16 protein-coding genes are annotated in these 14,768 nt (G+C 35.4%); 9 read left to right on the top strand and 7 right to left on the bottom strand.

Features of this window, described 5'->3' with window-relative positions:
- Positions 1 to 203: 203 nt before the first annotated feature.
- From A0J48_RS17205 to acnB, 3 genes are read right to left on the bottom strand one after another with little or no spacing between them, the layout of a single operon-like run.
- Positions 204 to 401: a type II toxin-antitoxin system Phd/YefM family antitoxin gene (locus A0J48_RS17205; protein WP_200325141.1), complete on the bottom strand. Its 198-nt coding sequence runs from the start codon at positions 399 to 401 to the stop codon at positions 204 to 206.
- 14 nt (positions 402 to 415) lie between these two features.
- Positions 416 to 664, bottom strand: a complete 249-nt coding sequence (locus tag A0J48_RS17200; protein ID WP_016949740.1) for a type II toxin-antitoxin system RelE family toxin — start codon at positions 662 to 664, stop codon at positions 416 to 418.
- Positions 665 to 723: 59 nt separating this feature from the next.
- A complete protein-coding gene (gene acnB, locus A0J48_RS17195; protein WP_200325139.1) occupies positions 724 to 3,288 on the bottom strand; it encodes a bifunctional aconitate hydratase 2/2-methylisocitrate dehydratase in 2,565 nt (854 codons plus the stop codon).
- Positions 3,289 to 3,499: 211 nt separating this feature from the next.
- Between acnB and A0J48_RS17190 the strand changes: the two genes are divergently transcribed.
- From A0J48_RS17190 to A0J48_RS17180, 3 genes are all read left to right on the top strand, one after another.
- Positions 3,500 to 4,252, top strand: coding sequence for a DGQHR domain-containing protein (locus A0J48_RS17190; protein WP_200325137.1), 753 nt, complete (start codon positions 3,500 to 3,502; stop codon positions 4,250 to 4,252).
- A 48-nt stretch (positions 4,253 to 4,300) separates the two neighbouring features.
- On the top strand, positions 4,301 to 4,525 hold the full coding sequence (locus A0J48_RS17185; RefSeq protein ID WP_200325135.1) for a hypothetical protein: 225 nt from the start codon (positions 4,301 to 4,303) through the stop codon (positions 4,523 to 4,525).
- Positions 4,526 to 5,256: 731 nt separating this feature from the next.
- Positions 5,257 to 5,448 (top strand): hypothetical protein, encoded by a 192-nt coding sequence (locus A0J48_RS17180; RefSeq protein WP_200325133.1) that lies wholly within the window; start codon positions 5,257 to 5,259, stop codon positions 5,446 to 5,448.
- Between the two features lie 36 nt (positions 5,449 to 5,484).
- Here A0J48_RS17180 and A0J48_RS17175 read toward each other — a convergent pair whose 3' ends face one another.
- Positions 5,485 to 5,745, bottom strand: a complete 261-nt coding sequence (locus A0J48_RS17175) for a hypothetical protein (protein ID WP_200325131.1) — start codon at positions 5,743 to 5,745, stop codon at positions 5,485 to 5,487.
- Between the two features lie 189 nt (positions 5,746 to 5,934).
- Here A0J48_RS17175 and A0J48_RS17170 point away from each other — a divergent pair, with 189 nt between their 5' ends.
- The 6 genes from A0J48_RS17170 to A0J48_RS27080 all read left to right on the top strand — a co-directional run bounded on the left by A0J48_RS17170 (position 5,935) and on the right by A0J48_RS27080 (position 10,013).
- A complete protein-coding gene (locus A0J48_RS17170) occupies positions 5,935 to 6,123 on the top strand; it encodes a hypothetical protein (RefSeq protein WP_200325129.1) in 189 nt (62 codons plus the stop codon).
- On the top strand, positions 6,104 to 6,451 hold the full coding sequence (locus A0J48_RS17165) for a type II toxin-antitoxin system PemK/MazF family toxin (protein WP_200325127.1): 348 nt from the start codon (positions 6,104 to 6,106) through the stop codon (positions 6,449 to 6,451). The genes A0J48_RS17170 and A0J48_RS17165 overlap by 20 nt, the downstream gene beginning before the upstream one ends.
- A gap of 146 nt (positions 6,452 to 6,597) precedes the next feature.
- Positions 6,598 to 7,548: a class I SAM-dependent methyltransferase gene (locus A0J48_RS17160; protein ID WP_200325126.1), complete on the top strand. Its 951-nt coding sequence runs from the start codon at positions 6,598 to 6,600 to the stop codon at positions 7,546 to 7,548.
- A gap of 337 nt (positions 7,549 to 7,885) precedes the next feature.
- Complete coding sequence (locus A0J48_RS17155) at positions 7,886 to 8,866, top strand: magnesium transporter CorA family protein (RefSeq protein WP_200325124.1); 981 nt, start codon at positions 7,886 to 7,888, stop codon at positions 8,864 to 8,866.
- Positions 8,867 to 9,096: 230 nt separating this feature from the next.
- Entirely contained in the window at positions 9,097 to 9,528 is a 432-nt protein-coding gene (locus A0J48_RS17150) for a hypothetical protein (RefSeq protein ID WP_200325122.1), read from the top strand.
- Positions 9,529 to 9,869: 341 nt separating this feature from the next.
- Complete coding sequence (locus A0J48_RS27080; protein ID WP_234300982.1) at positions 9,870 to 10,013, top strand: hypothetical protein; 144 nt, start codon at positions 9,870 to 9,872, stop codon at positions 10,011 to 10,013.
- A gap of 53 nt (positions 10,014 to 10,066) precedes the next feature.
- Here the strand turns inward: A0J48_RS27080 and A0J48_RS17140 are convergent, their stop codons facing one another.
- The 3 genes from A0J48_RS17140 to A0J48_RS17130 all read right to left on the bottom strand — a co-directional run bounded on the left by A0J48_RS17140 (position 10,067) and on the right by A0J48_RS17130 (position 14,659).
- The gene (locus tag A0J48_RS17140; RefSeq protein ID WP_200325118.1) at positions 10,067 to 10,963 is read right to left on the bottom strand and encodes a M48 family metallopeptidase; all 897 of its coding nucleotides are present in this window, start codon (positions 10,961 to 10,963) and stop codon (positions 10,067 to 10,069) included.
- 292 nt (positions 10,964 to 11,255) lie between these two features.
- Positions 11,256 to 13,952, bottom strand: a complete 2,697-nt coding sequence (locus A0J48_RS17135; RefSeq protein ID WP_200325116.1) for a peptidase domain-containing ABC transporter — start codon at positions 13,950 to 13,952, stop codon at positions 11,256 to 11,258.
- On the bottom strand, positions 13,901 to 14,659 hold the full coding sequence (locus A0J48_RS17130) for a foldase protein PrsA (RefSeq protein WP_200325115.1): 759 nt from the start codon (positions 14,657 to 14,659) through the stop codon (positions 13,901 to 13,903). The genes A0J48_RS17135 and A0J48_RS17130 overlap by 52 nt, the downstream gene beginning before the upstream one ends.
- Positions 14,660 to 14,768: the final 109 nt, after the last annotated feature.

Genomic DNA, 14,768 nt, shown 5'->3' with positions numbered 1-14,768 from the left:
GTCGGTTAAGCACAAAAAATAAAATCGCGTAGGTTGGGTTGAGGAACGAAACCCAACATTGACAAGGGTTTGTTGGGTTTCACTTTGTTCAACCCAACCTACGAAAATCCTTAACCGAGCAGTATTGCACCCTAACTTAAATTATACCAAAGCTGCTTCTCCTTACTAATCACCCTCCCCTCATTCTCAAAACCAACATTTGATCACATTAACAACATACTTTTCACATCTTCTAAAGACATGGAAACACAATCTTTTTCCTCTTCTTTAGCATCTCTCAAATCTCGTAAATCTTCCAAATCTTCTAACAATTCCTTAATCTTTAAAAACTCCTCATAAGGTAATACAGCAAATTGTTTTTCACCATTTTTTATTAAAAACTCAGGATGTAATTCAATCATTTTTTAACCTCCCCTTACTCATAAGCTTTACTACGATGCTTAACCCTATACACGATTATAGTTTGTTCTTCTAATTCAAACAAAACTCGATAATCACCAACTCTTAAACGATATTCTGGCGTAAAATTTGTTAAGCGTTTCACATCTCCTTGTAAATCATCTTGCATGGCTTCAATTTTATTGATAATGCGTTCTCTTTCATTTACAGGAATTTTCTGTAAATCTTTAATCGCTTTGGGTTTAAATTCTATTTGGTACTGCACATATTTTAACCTTTTTCAAAACATTCAGGTGAGTCCATCCAGACCCACCCTAACCTAAATTATACCAAAGCCGCCTGTTCCTCCTTACTAATTACCCTACCCTCATCCTCAAAACCAACAATTTGATCAAAGTTCAAATACCGATACAAATTATCAGCAAAAGGATGGATTTTCTCACCCACAATATCCAAATATTCCTGCACATTAGGAAGTCTTCCCAACAACGCACAAACTGCGGCTAATTCTGCCGATCCTAAATACACTTGTGCGCCATTTCCCATGCGATTATTAAAGTTACGAGTAGAGGTAGAAAACACAGTTGTATTATCTTCCACTCGCGCCTGATTTCCCATACACAAACTGCATCCAGGAATCTCAGTTCTCGCTTTTGCACCTACGAAAACATCATACACACCTTCTACTTTTAATTGGTGTTCATCCATTCTTGTAGGTGGTGCGATCCACAACCTTGCTTTTACCTCTCCTGCACCTTCCAAAACCTTCGCAGTTGCCCGATAATGTCCGATATTTGTCATACAAGAACCTACAAAAACTTCCTGTACTGGATCATTAGCAACTTCCGATAATAACTTAACATTATCTGGGTCATTGGGAGCAGCAACAATTGGTTCTTTGATCTCGTTTAAATCAATTTCAATTATTTCTGCATATTCCGCATCTGCATCACCAGATAATAACACTGGGTTGGCTAACCATTCTTCCATTTTTGCCACCCTTCTCATGATGGTTCGCGCATCAGAATATCCCCGTGCTACCATATTTTTTAACAGGGCAATATTTGACCGCAAATATTCGGCAATGGTTTCTTCACTCAATTTAATTGTACATCCAGCACAAGAACGTTCTGCGGAAGCATCGGTTAATTCAAATGCTTGTTCTACTTTTAAATTGGGTAAACCTTCAATTTCCATGATCCGTCCAGAAAAAACATTTTTCTTGTTCTTTTTCTCGACGGTTAACAAACCTTTTTGGATGGCAACATAAGGAATAGCGTTAACAATATCTCTCAAAGTTATTCCTGGTTGCAATTCTCCTTTAAATCTTACCAAAACTGATTCTGGCATATCTAAAGGCATCACACCCAATGCACCAGCAAACGCAACTAACCCAGAACCCGCAGGAAAGGATATTCCCAAAGGAAAACGGGTGTGGGAGTCTCCACCTGTTCCCACTGTATCCGGTAATAACATCCGGTTTAACCAGGAGTGAATGATACCATCACCAGGACGCAAGGCTACACCACCACGGGAGGAGATGAAGTCAGGTAGTTCTTGATGGGTTTTAATATCCACTGGTTTGGGATATGCTGCGGTATGGCAGAAACTCTGCATTACTAAGTCTGCACTGAAACCTAAACAAGCGAGTTCTTTTAACTCGTCTCTGGTCATGGGTCCAGTAGTGTCCTGAGAACCCACTGTAGTCATGATTGGTTCGCAAGATGTCCCCGGACGTACTCCTGGCAATCCGCACGCCTTCCCGACCATTTTTTGCGCCAATGAGAAGCCTTTTCCGGTGTCCTGGGGTTGTTGAGGACGGATAAATAAATCGCTGGGTGCTAAACCTAACGCTTGACGGGTTTTGTCGGTGAGGGTACGACCAATTAATAGGGGGATACGTCCACCGGCGCGAACTTCGTCTAAAATGGTGTCAGGTTTGAGAGTGAAGGTTGCAATGACTGTTCCCCCTTTGGTAATTTCGCCTTTGTAGGGGTAAATTGTAATTACGTCACCGGTTTCCATTTTGGTGACATCGCATTGAATGGGTAATGCACCTGCATCTTCAGCAGTGTTAAAAAAGATAGGTGCGATCGCCCCACCTAAAATATAACCTCCTGCCCGTTTGTTGGGAACAAAGGGAATATCATTACCTAAATGCCATAATACAGAATTGATTGCAGACTTACGAGATGAACCTGTTCCTACCACATCACCGACGTAAGCTACAGGATGTCCTTTTTGCTTCAAGTCTGCAATGGTTTCTAAACTTCCCGGTTGACGGGTTTCTAACATTGCTAAAGCGTGAAGGGGAATATCAGGACGGGTGGTAGCGTGGGTTGCGGGTGATAAGTCGTCGGTGTTGGTTTCTCCGGGAACTTTGAAAACGGTAACGGTGATAGCTTCTGGAAGAGTGGGACGGGAAGTAAACCATTCTGCTGCTGCCCACGAGTCTATCACTTTTTTGGCGTAGCTGTTGGTTTTTGATAGTTCTAAAACATCATGGAAAGCATCATAAACTAGGAGAGTTTTACTTAATGCTTCCGCTGCTTTTGCTGCTACGGAGGAACTGAGTAAATCAATTAATGATTGTACGTTATAACCGCCTACCATTGTTCCTAGTAATTCTACTGCTTCTAGGGGAGAAACTAGGGGACTGGTTATTTCTCCTTTCGCAATAGCTGTCATAAAACCAGCTTTTACATAAGCAGCTTGGTCTACTCCAGGAGGAATGCGATCGCGTAATAAATGTAATAATAACTCTTCTTGTCCTTGGGGGGGATTTTTGAGTAATTCACATAATTCTGATGCTTGTTTTGCATCTAATGGTAGTGGGGGAATACCTAATTGGGCGCGTTCTTGGGTGTGTTGTTGATATTCTGCTAACATGATTTAGCTTTTCTCCTGCTATGTCTTGTTTTCTTTATTTTATTGTAAAGGAATTGTTACAGGAGTTACGAATGGACGGAATTTGTTAGAAATAACAATTTATTACTTTACAGATTATGATATTGGGTGAAAGGGTTTTATAGGTAAATTACGCATAATAGATGTTATACTTAGATAAGTAATCACGATGAAATTTATAACTTGATTATTTATGACACTTGAAATTCCTGCATTTAAAATTATTCAAAACGAGATACCTATGCTTGTTTTTATAACTAATGCAAAAACAATTTATGAGTGCTTTGACGTTTCCAGGAGAATTGATGACAAAAAACTAGGATATCAAAGATCATTTTCTAAAACCAGAATAAAAGAAATTAAAAATTATATCAATGGAAAAGGTATTATACCTAATTCTATTTTAGTTAATATTGATGAAGGCAAATTTGATTATCAAGAAAATAATAATTTACTCGTTTTAGAAGACACAAACTCTCTCGGTTTAATTATAGATGGACAGCATAGAGTTAACGGTTGCTATGATGCAAACCCTGATTTTCCATTAATGGTAATTGCAACTTTAGGATTATCTGTTAAGGATCAAGCAAGATTATTTGTCACAATTAACAAAACTCAAAAAGGTGTTCCAGCATCTCTATATTTAGATTTAATGGATTTATTAGATGGAGATATTGAAGATTTTGATGGAGAAGGAGTAACAGCAGAAAGACGAGCAAGAGAAATTGCTATTAGATTAAACGAAACAGATGAAAGTCCTTTGTATGAACTAATTAGAACAACTGGAGAAAGTGGTTTTGGAATATCTTTAAATGAATTTGTCAACCAAATTAAAGATTATGTAGAACCGCAAACAGGAAAACTTGCTAATTATGGTTTTGAACAGCAGTATAAAATTTTTGAAATATATTTTCGTGCTGTTATAGCAGTATTCTTAGAACAATGAGATAATCCTAAATCATATATTTTAAAAACCGTTGGTTTTGGTGGACTTATGCAAGCATTTTATGAGATTTTTAATGTGGTTATGCAAAAACACAAGATTTTTAATACTGAAAATACCATTAAAGTTCTGGAACTAATTCAAGACTTTAAATTTGATAAAGATCACTTACCAAGTGGTGGTGGTTTTAAAGCGCAAGAAAAAGTTGCTGAGATGCTAGAAAGCCAATTAAAAAAAGCAGTGAGAGATGAGTTTGTAGGGATGATTTCAGAGTAGTTTGAAGAGTAATTTGGTAATTTATATATGTGTCATTAAAATTGGACGAAGTTGATATTTCTTTTAGCAATTGTAGTAGCGATGCTAAAAAATCGTTTAAATATCATTTGACTAAGTTGTAGAAATCCAAAGAAGATTATGAAAAAGGATTCATTATTTCTAATGTCAATAATTACATATTGACAGATATAGAAAAACTACTTTCTAAAGCAGTTTTAAATATTTGTGCTGCTGATAATTTGATCAAACAAGGTTATTTTAGTTGGGGTTTTGTAACTTCATACTATGCTCACTTTTTCTTAATACAATGTTTAAATAGAACCTAGTTAAACTTTACCACTCGGGTATCACGTTTTATAGATTGTGTAGAAAATGATTATCAAAAAAAGAATCTTCATATCATAGGTATTGCTAACTCATCAGATGAACATCAAAGACAATTCAAACGATTTTTTGAAAACTCTAGTCATTTCAGAAATCGCAAAAGACTTGATAGGTACTGGAATATTGGAAGCCAATCGTTTGAACTATGTAACGAATCAGAAATTAGGAATAGAATTAATTATGAAATTCGTCAAGATGCTTTTTATGAATTAGATTTAGATATTTTAGAATATCAGAAAATAATTAGAGATAATCAATGTTCTCCTTTTACGAAATATAAAGAAAATTCACAAAAATTTGATAATTATTCACGACGTAATTTAAAATTAGCTGTAGCTAGATTAAGAATGTTAACTTATACATTAAATTTTATCGCTGTGAGAAATTTAGAATATCAAAGTTATTATCAAAGAAATATGAAAAATAGATTAAAAGCGATTGATGATAAATATCCTGATGTGAGTAAATGGATTAAAGAACTTTTTCAGCAGTGGTTAATTTTTGATTCAGAACTTGTAGAAGAAGATGTAATCAGTTAATCTCTGTTAAATAATCGTTCGTATCCAACAAATATTTCATGATAATTTAAAATCCTCTAAATCATCAAAAACACCCTTAGAATTAATAATTAGAGGAGTATCTTTTAAACAACCTGAAGTTTCTTCAAAAAAATTAGCAGGCCAACCTTTTCCTTTGGGTTTATTTTCTTGTTGAGAATTATCATTAGGTTTAACAATAATCGTAACTGTTAAATCAGCATTACTAATATTTACAGGAATATCTAAATGTAAGATTCCATCTTGTCCAACATGAGAATTTATAGTTATTGTTTCCATACAGGTTACAAAAAAGTAAACATATCATACAACAACACATTATACATCATATTTTTCAAAATTTCTCGATTCAATCCTGAAAATCCTCAAATCCTGGACATCCTGATTCTGACAATATGCTATAATCTACCTAATGATTTAAAAGTAAAATCAATGCTACAAATCAATAAAAACAAGGAGTTGTGAATAATGAACGTGAAAAAGGAAGAACTTAAAGCCATGATTCTCCAATTTCCTGTAGAAGAAATTAATGAATTAATTGCAGAGATTAGAAAAGCTTTGGAAATGAGAGAGTTTATGAAATCAGCAGAAACAGGATTTACAGAGTGGAATGATCCAGAAGAGGATATTTATAACGATGAAACCGAAGATTCATGAAATTTGGTTAGTTTCCTTTCCTTTTAGCGATTTAAGCAGTAATAAACTTAGACCTGCTTTAGTTATTGCTGTTCACAGAGAAGAAGTAATTATTTTGGGAATTTTCTCAAAAATACCTGATGGTGATTTACGAGATACTTGGGTTTTAGTCTCTGATCAAGACGATGACTTTCAGGAAACTGGACTGAAAAAAAGCTCAATTATTAGGAGTGATAAAATAGCAACAGTGAATCAATCTGTTTTTCAGAAAAAATTAGGTATCTTATTACCAATGTTGATAGATAAAGTCAATATAGCTTTAAAAAATGCTCTTAATTTAGGTAATTAAAGTTTTTCCCCATCATACCTAAAATGCGTAAAAAATAAACCCATCCTGAAAATCCTCAAATCCTGGACATCCTGATTCAGACAAAAGAAATCCAGAATCTCATATACAATATAAATAAACAAAATCCCTCTACACTTATCTTACCAATGACTGCAAAAATTAAACCAGACTGGGCTGGAGAAACCTTACTTTCTCAATTTGTCAACCTATTAATTAATACCAAACCCATCTACAGCTTGATGAAACAACAAGCAAGACAGGTACTAATTAAAACAGCAGAGAAAAACGGTGTTGCTTGGCGAAAAAATTACCAAAAACTAGAAGCTTCAGGAGTGAAAAACAAGCTGCAAGAAAATACAAATCCTAAAGTAACTTATCCGGATTATTACCAAGTTCCTTTCCATGCTTATGCTGAAGGAAATATGTGTTGGAAAGCAGCATTTGAAGCGCCCAGTGCAACCTATTCTATGGCTTTACGAGTATGGCCAAAAGAAGACATCACCTGGGAAACAGCACACCGCAGATTAAGATCTAGTTTTCACGAAGTTCTCGGAAAATACGTCACCCAAGATGTTAATGATATCCTCGATATTGGTTGTTCTGTGGGTATTTCTACCTTATCTTTGCATCGCTACTACAAACAAAAACAAAACCATCCCGTGCGTACAGTAGGTTTAGATTTATCTCCTTATATGCTAAGTGTAGCAAAGGAATTAGATACTTACAATGAAATATCCGAATGGATACACGCGCAAGCAGAAAAAACAGAATTACCCAGTGAGTCTTTTGACTTAATAACTCTTCAGTTTGTCACTCATGAACTTCCTGGTTTTGCGAGTAAAGCTATTTTCCAAGAAGCTTTGCGTTTACTCCGTCCAGGTGGGTGTTTTGCTATTGTAGATAATAACCCAAAATCGCCTGTAATTCAAAACTTACCTCCTGTATTATTCACACTCATGAAAAGTACAGAACCTTGGAGTGATGACTACTATATGTTTGACATTGAAGGGTGTTTAAAGTCGGTTGGTTTTGATGTTTTAACTACTGTTGCTAGTGATCCTCGACATCGTAGTATTGTAGCTCAAAAAAATAAATAATTAAAAGAAACGGTGCGTTAGATTGTATTAACGCACCCGACAGGAAATAAATTTATAAAATTTTTCCTGCACATAATTTAAACAACAAAAATTTCAAATAACTCCATCCTGCAAATCCTTAAATCTTGGATATCCTGATATGGCTTGCGCTTGGTGTTAGCTATCAGACAATATCACCAATAACAAAGTCAATTGAGATAATTGAAATTTTGTATAATTTACCCTCATGCTGGGTGAAAACTTGATTGTTGCGTGGTGGTAATTCATGAATTATCGCTACTGTTGTTCTGTTAGGACACGGTATTATTTACTTACAATCTACTGTAAGTATGTCTCTATGCTAACTCTCCTTAGCTTTTCTCAAAACCATCTGGAGTTTTTCACCACTGGGGATGTCGATGCGGTACTCAATAAAATTGATAGTTCTGACAACATTTGGTTGCGCTGTATTAACTTCCGCGATCGCACTGCAACAGCTAGAATTGTGAAGCATTTTGGACTCGATCCATCTCGTGTGAACATGATTTTTAACCATTCTCCTATAGGAATTGATGAAGATATAAAAGATTGTTTATTTGAGAGTTTTGAAATTTTGACACATCAAATAAAAAACAGGGAGTTTGAAGTAGCACGTGGCAGTATTATAGTTGGCACAAATTTTATTATTACCTTTGAAATTACCGAAATTAGAATATTCAGTATCTTAAATAATCATCTTCAGAAGCAAACTGTAGATATTAAACAAAGGGGAGTTGATTATATTTTATATCTCATTTTCAAAGATATCCTGAACAATTATTATAGTGTATTTAACTCTATTTCTAGACAACTCGATGATTTAGAAGATGAGGTGTTAGGTAATTTTGGTGATGAATTAACCTACAAAAAAATTGCCACAATGCGTCAGTCTACCCGTGTGGGAAGGCGTAATTTTCAAAGCATTAAGTCAATTCTAGTTATGATGAATTATGAAGATTTTCAATGGTTTTCTCAGCCAGTCAAGACACTCTTTAATCAAGAATTAGTTCATAATGTTGATAATCTCTGGCAAGAATATATTACTTTGAGAACTTGGATGTCAGAATTAATGGAAATTCAACGTGATAATGTTGCCAGCAAAACCAGTGAAAGAATTAATCGCCTAACTTTTCTCTCAACTATATTTTTACCACTTTCTTTCCTTGCCAGTCTTTATGGTATGAATTTCAAATATATGCCGGAACTAGAACAACCTTGGGCTTATCCCACTGTGCTTGGTGTGATGATATTAATTGTAATTGGGAGTATTGTATACGCCAAAAGACAACGTTGGTTGTAGTGTCTACCACACACTAGCAAAGCCCTTAAATCATCATGAAATTTGGATTTTATGGCACAGATATTCAGCAAATTGCCACATAATATAAAACTTTCGCCACCATTTGAATACAAAAAATTGTCAAGAAAGCATGATTGAGAGTTGCTAAATTTCACCGATATTGATAAGCTAAAACACCAATAAGATAAACTTTTAACCATAGGCCAATGCAAGATTAGGAGTGTTTTGTCGTGAACGCAGCAGAACGGACAACAAACTTTGAACTGACTAGTAAAATTGCGACTGTAGTTAATTTGTTCAAATTAGAGTTTCCTGATGCCAAATCTGATCTTAAACCTTGGAAGAATGATCCAGAAACCAGGGAATTAGTAGATCCAGATTCCATAGACATTGGTTTTCACTTTCCAGGAATTAGCAAATCTTGGCGTAGTCGCAGTGTTTTAATTCAAATCCGTTTTTATCAAGATCCTATAAATCAATCTTGGCGAGCAATTGGTGTTGAAGCCTCTGGATTTGATCATCGTGGTCAAGTATGGCGACTGTCAACAGTAGAACAATGGAATTTTGTTGGTGAATCTATACCTTCCCCTTTAGTTGCAGATAAGCTTAAATATATTTGCCGACAAATTCTAGAAATTTTTAACGTCAATTCGGCTTTATAAACACTTGATAAATAAAAAGTTGATTTTTGTCTGAAACACCACACAAAAATCAGCTACGTTAACAGAAAAAAGGTGAATAAATAATAACTGACAATTGAGTTAACAGCATAACAGAAATAACTGCGTTTTTCTGTCATAAATAAATTCTGCAAGTCAAAATTAATCAGTGCATACACATTCCCAGAGTGCTATCTACCACTAACACCACGCTGAGGAAAGATATGCGCTTTACCCCATCGGAGAAACCAAGAACCTTTTCTGTGCTATTTGCTGTTAAATGTGTCAGCTTTACGTTTTTTTTTGGAACTTTAATATGTTGTGGGTTCTATACAGGTTCTTTCATGATCTCTTATGTTACATCCAGCTTAAACACTATTCACCCTACCTTAATTCCTGGTATTAAAGACCAAGAAAAATGTCAAAAAACTGGTAGGGTTTGGCGTAATGATAAATGCTGGGATGAACAACATAATCCGGCATTTTGATAGCTATATTGAAATTATCATATCCCCGATTATTACAGAAATCAGGGATATCTTTACCAAGAAGACATAAAGTTCCAACCCTCTTTTTCTTGATTATTATCTTCTAAAGAATTTAAATTTTCATTTCCTTGCATTAAATTATCATATTCACCAGAATCAACCCATTTTAATAATTCTCCAGTTCTCATGACTATCCAAGAAAGTCTAGATTCTGTATAGCTTAATATTTTTGTTACCTGATCCAAACTATTAAAGTTATTGGATGCAAATTCACGAGACTGCATCACAAAATCTTCAATTACATTATTAGTTAAATATTCATCAGGTAAACCCCCTAGTTTCATCAGTGCAGTTGTAGCAATATTAATATCTTGACAGGCTAACAAACCTGCACGGTCAGCAGTTAATTTTGACATCGTTACCCAATTATACAAACCTAACTCAACTCCACTAGCAACTAAACCACCAATTCCCAATGTGGTACTACTTAATAAATTTTTTAAAGTCGGCATTACAAATGCCATTTGATGATATATCATGTGTTGACTCTTAATCCGAGCAACTTCATATCCGAAAATATAAAGTAATTCTTCTTCATTTAGCCATTCCATTGCTTCTAAATTCACACCAATAATAGGTTTTTCTACCCCGACAACGTAGGTTTGAATATAACCTGTGCCGCGAAATAAATACAATTCAGGTACAGGAGAAAGATCAATAATTTCACAAGTTTCTCCTAAAGCTTGATATAATTTAGGAAAATTACGATTTGTCACTCTGATATCACTACCCAGACTCTGTAATCTCAGTAGGCGATCAATACCATATTCGTTAATTTTTTTGAGTATTGGTGATATACCCGGCATTTTTTGTAAAGAAGCTAAAGCTTGTCGATCAAAAGGATGTTCGTAGGTTTTTGAATTTAATCCTGTTAAAATTTTTCTAGTCATTATTCTTTCAGCTTACTGCCAGTGAGATTATTGATATTATTCTCTAATACAACGTCACTTTTTTCTCAATGCAGTTAATAAAAATAGGAATTATCGGAATAATAAACCACAGAGGCACAGAGAACAGATAGAAATGAGAGTTTGAAGGAGATTTTGTAAAGTTATAAAAATAACAAAGACGTTCCCAAGGAACGCCTATAAATTCTACCAATAATTTAGAATTCATCAACAAATCCAAACTGATCAATATCTGTAAAGTCAGGATTTTTGAATTCTGAATTTTTAATTGATATTAAATATTCATCTGTTGTCTTTGATAAAGCGACCAGTACAAACCCTTCTGTTGCAACAAACCCGCGTGTGTACCCCGTTCAGCAATGATACCTTTTTCCATGACTAATATTAAATCAGCACGTTTCAAAGGTGCAAAACGATGAGCAATTAAAAACACGGTGCGGTTAGCAGAAACTTTCTGCAAGTTTTCTAATACTTGCTGTTCAGTTTCACTATCTAAGGCGCTGGTTGCTTCATCTAATATTAAAATGGGTGCAGAAGAAAGAAACAATCTTGCTAAAGCAATGCGTTGTCTTTGTCCACCAGATAAAGCTGTACCTCTTTCCCCAACATTACTTTCGTAACCGTAAGGTAATTGACTGATAAAGTCATGTGCTACTGCTAATCTTGCTGCTTCTACAACTTGTTCCGCAGTAATATCTGGGTTACCTAAAGTGATATTTTCCAAGATAGAACCATTAAATAAAAAGTCTTCTTGGAGAACTACACCGATTTGTTGTCTTAGGGATGCTAAATCACAACTTTTGATATCGAAACCATCTATAAGAATGCGTCCTGATTCAATTTGATAAAGGCGTTGCAAAAGTTTAGAAAGTGTACTTTTACCAGAACCACTACGTCCCACAATGCCTACAAATTGTCCTGGTTTGACATCAAAAGAAATTCCTTTTAATACAGGTTCGGTGTTAGGACTGTAGCGGAAAAAAACTTGCTCAAAATTAATTTCACCTTTTAAGAAGGGTAATACTAAACCTGTTCCTGCTTCAGCTTCTGGTGAGGCGTTGAGAATATCGCCAATTCGGTCTACTGATAATAGCACCTGTTGGAGATTTTGCCACAACTGCACTAGTCTTAATAAAGGCCCTGTGACTCTACCCGATAACATTTGAAATGCAATTAATTGACCAACAGTCAGTTGATGATCAATTACTAATTTTGCCCCAAACCACAATATTAACAATGTCGAAAAATTGGTGAGAAAGTCACCAATATTACTGCTAATATTTGAGGTTGTGGAAGCTTTAAACCCGGTGCGAATAAAACGAGCAAATAAGCCTTCCCAGCGTTCTCTGGCTACTGGTTCGGCTGCATGGGCTTTAACAGAATGAATACCTGTAACAGTCTCGACTAAAAATGATTGACTGTCAGCACTGCGGTTAAAAGTTTCATTTAACCAAGTTCGCAGAATTGGGGTAGCGACAATTGTTAAAGTCGCAAATAATGGTAATACAGCTAAGGCGACAAAGGTTAGGGGAATGTTGTAATAAAACATCAATCCCAAATACACGACAGCAAAAATACTATCGAGAATTACTGTTAAAGCTGTACCTGTTAAAAACTGACGAATTTGTTCTAATTCCTGGACTCTGGCTATTGTATCTCCCACTCTCCGAGACTCAAAATAAGCCAGGGGTAAACGCATTAAATGGCGAAAAAGTTGGGCTGATAAACTCAAATCTAAACGCCGTGCGGTGTGGGTAAAGATAAATAGCCGCAGAATACCCAGGACAGATTCAAAGATAGCAACTAATAACAGTGCGATCGCCATGACATCGAGAGTAGCTAAACTCTCCTGCACCATTACTTTATCAATGATAACTTGGGTAATTAATGGTGAAGCTAAACCCAACAATTGCAAAGTGAAAGAAGCCAGCAATACTTCACCTAATAATACCCGGTATTTCCAAACTGCGGGAGTAAACCAAGAAAGATTAAATTTTTCTTGTTTGGAAATTAATTCAGCTTGCCATAATTGTCCATCCCAATAAGTTTCTACTACTGATTGGGTTAAATATTCACATTCTAAATTGAGAGGATTGGCAATAATTAAACAATTACCTTTCATCCCATAAGCGACTACCCAACTACTATTAGAATCATATTTCCACAGTAATAAAGCCGGAAAAGATAACTGTCTTAATTCACCCCAACTCACCTGCAACTTCCGTAAAACAAGCCCTAACTTTTCCGCTGTTTCTATTAAATTTTTTGGGCGTTGTCCCCGCAGTTGACGTTGCACCCATTCTAGTTGCACAGCATTATTTAAATACTGCGCCACCATTGTTAAACAAGCAGCCGCAGTATTTCCACTTGTGACAAAAGGATAATTAGAAATTACAGGTGTCGGTATGGTAGGTGATAGGTGAGAGGTGACAGGTGACAGTAAAGAATATGAAGAAGGTGAATAAGAATTTTCTTCTTCTCCCCTCTTTTCTCTGTCACCTATTCCCTGTTCCCTGTCACCTCTTTTGTCACCTTGATATGTCCAAAATTCATCAATTTGGGGATGAGATAATTCTCTCCACAGTGATGAATTCCAACACACAATTACTACTTCTTTACTAGCAGCTACGGCTTTACAATCAGTAAATAATGCTTGTAAATCACCAAACCAATCACCAGCTTGTAAACTTGCTACAGGTTTACTCATTTCATCCCGTAAACGGACTTTACCTGTAACAATAAAAAATTGATAACCTCCAGTGTCTTGTGACCAAATTTTTTCGCCAAGTTGGTATTGACGAATTTCTAATTGATTTTTAAATTCCGTTTGTTGTTCAGGAGTCAACCAGCATAATGGCGGTTGATTCCAGGGAATAGCATCTAGCACATTTACTTGTAGAGGTTGATTATTCAGAATATTTAGCTCACTTGTAATTTCACTGTCAGGTTTTGAATTTTCTCCCCTAGCCATTTTTCAAATATCTCATTTTGTAGTGATTGTTTTAGTGGTGTATTTTCTAAAGATGCAGGTAGAATGTTTTCTAATCTAAATAAACTAAAACTTCCTTCTATTTCGATTGGCCCTATTAATTGTCCAGGAGTTGCAGCATCCACAGCCGCCCGTAACATATCCGGTAAACTACCCCGACTAATTGGACCCATCATGCCATTAAAAACACGCTCATCTGCCAATGAATACTCTTTGGCTAGTTGTTCAAAACTGCTTCCTTCTTCAATTTGAGTTTGCAGTTCTTCTGCTAGTTCTCGGTTATCAACCATAATCCGAGAGAGTACCACTCTATCTAAATAAATCTTCCTTTCAATGAAGTATTCTGGTAGTTTTTGCTCAGTAATTAAGGCTTTCAGTTTTTCTAATTTGAAGCTAAAGCTAACTGAAGCGTAAAATGTAGGGTAATCACTACCATTATTTTTTAACCATTCTTGGAATTGTTCAGGGTCTGTGAGTTGGTTTTTTAACCGATAATCAATAATTGCTTGTTCAATTAATGCCGTACTAATCTCTATATCATTTCGGGTTTCTATCTCTTTTTCTAATATGTATTGACGCAGAACATCACTAATAAACTGATTCAGCTTACCAGAGACTTGTAAATACTTAACTACTTGATAGAGGTCGATTTGCTCGTCATTGATTGTAAAAAATGATGAAGATTCCATGAAATAAATATGAGGAAAACACTAAATATCTCTACAGGTTTTCCATTAAATAATAGATAAAACAGCAGGAAAATATAGTTCGTAATGATAAAGATTTTATGAATTAGAT

The organism is Sphaerospermopsis aphanizomenoides BCCUSP55 (assembly GCF_001586785.1).
Classification (GTDB): Bacteria; Cyanobacteriota; Cyanobacteriia; order Cyanobacteriales; family Nostocaceae; genus Sphaerospermopsis_A; species Sphaerospermopsis_A aphanizomenoides_A.
This window is presented reverse-complemented; position numbering and strand designations above follow the sequence as displayed.

Coding starts and splice junctions, on each gene's coding strand:
- A0J48_RS17175 (WP_200325131.1), bottom strand. CDS start 5,745: ATGGAAACAATAACTATAAATTCTCATGTTGGACAAGATGGAATCTTA.
- A0J48_RS17130 (WP_200325115.1), bottom strand. CDS start 14,659: ATGGAATCTTCATCATTTTTTACAATCAATGACGAGCAAATCGACCTC.
- A0J48_RS17155 (WP_200325124.1), top strand. CDS start 7,886: ATGCTAACTCTCCTTAGCTTTTCTCAAAACCATCTGGAGTTTTTCACC.
- A0J48_RS27080 (WP_234300982.1), top strand. CDS start 9,870: ATGATCTCTTATGTTACATCCAGCTTAAACACTATTCACCCTACCTTA.
- A0J48_RS17185 (WP_200325135.1), top strand. CDS start 4,301: ATGCAAGCATTTTATGAGATTTTTAATGTGGTTATGCAAAAACACAAG.
- A0J48_RS17160 (WP_200325126.1), top strand. CDS start 6,598: ATGACTGCAAAAATTAAACCAGACTGGGCTGGAGAAACCTTACTTTCT.
- A0J48_RS17135 (WP_200325116.1), bottom strand. CDS start 13,952: ATGGCTAGGGGAGAAAATTCAAAACCTGACAGTGAAATTACAAGTGAG.
- A0J48_RS17170 (WP_200325129.1), top strand. CDS start 5,935: ATGAACGTGAAAAAGGAAGAACTTAAAGCCATGATTCTCCAATTTCCT.
- A0J48_RS17205 (WP_200325141.1), bottom strand. CDS start 401: ATGATTGAATTACATCCTGAGTTTTTAATAAAAAATGGTGAAAAACAA.
- acnB (WP_200325139.1), bottom strand. CDS start 3,288: ATGTTAGCAGAATATCAACAACACACCCAAGAACGCGCCCAATTAGGT.
- A0J48_RS17140 (WP_200325118.1), bottom strand. CDS start 10,963: ATGACTAGAAAAATTTTAACAGGATTAAATTCAAAAACCTACGAACAT.
- A0J48_RS17190 (WP_200325137.1), top strand. CDS start 3,500: ATGACACTTGAAATTCCTGCATTTAAAATTATTCAAAACGAGATACCT.
- A0J48_RS17165 (WP_200325127.1), top strand. CDS start 6,104: ATGAAACCGAAGATTCATGAAATTTGGTTAGTTTCCTTTCCTTTTAGC.
- A0J48_RS17180 (WP_200325133.1), top strand. CDS start 5,257: ATGTTAACTTATACATTAAATTTTATCGCTGTGAGAAATTTAGAATAT.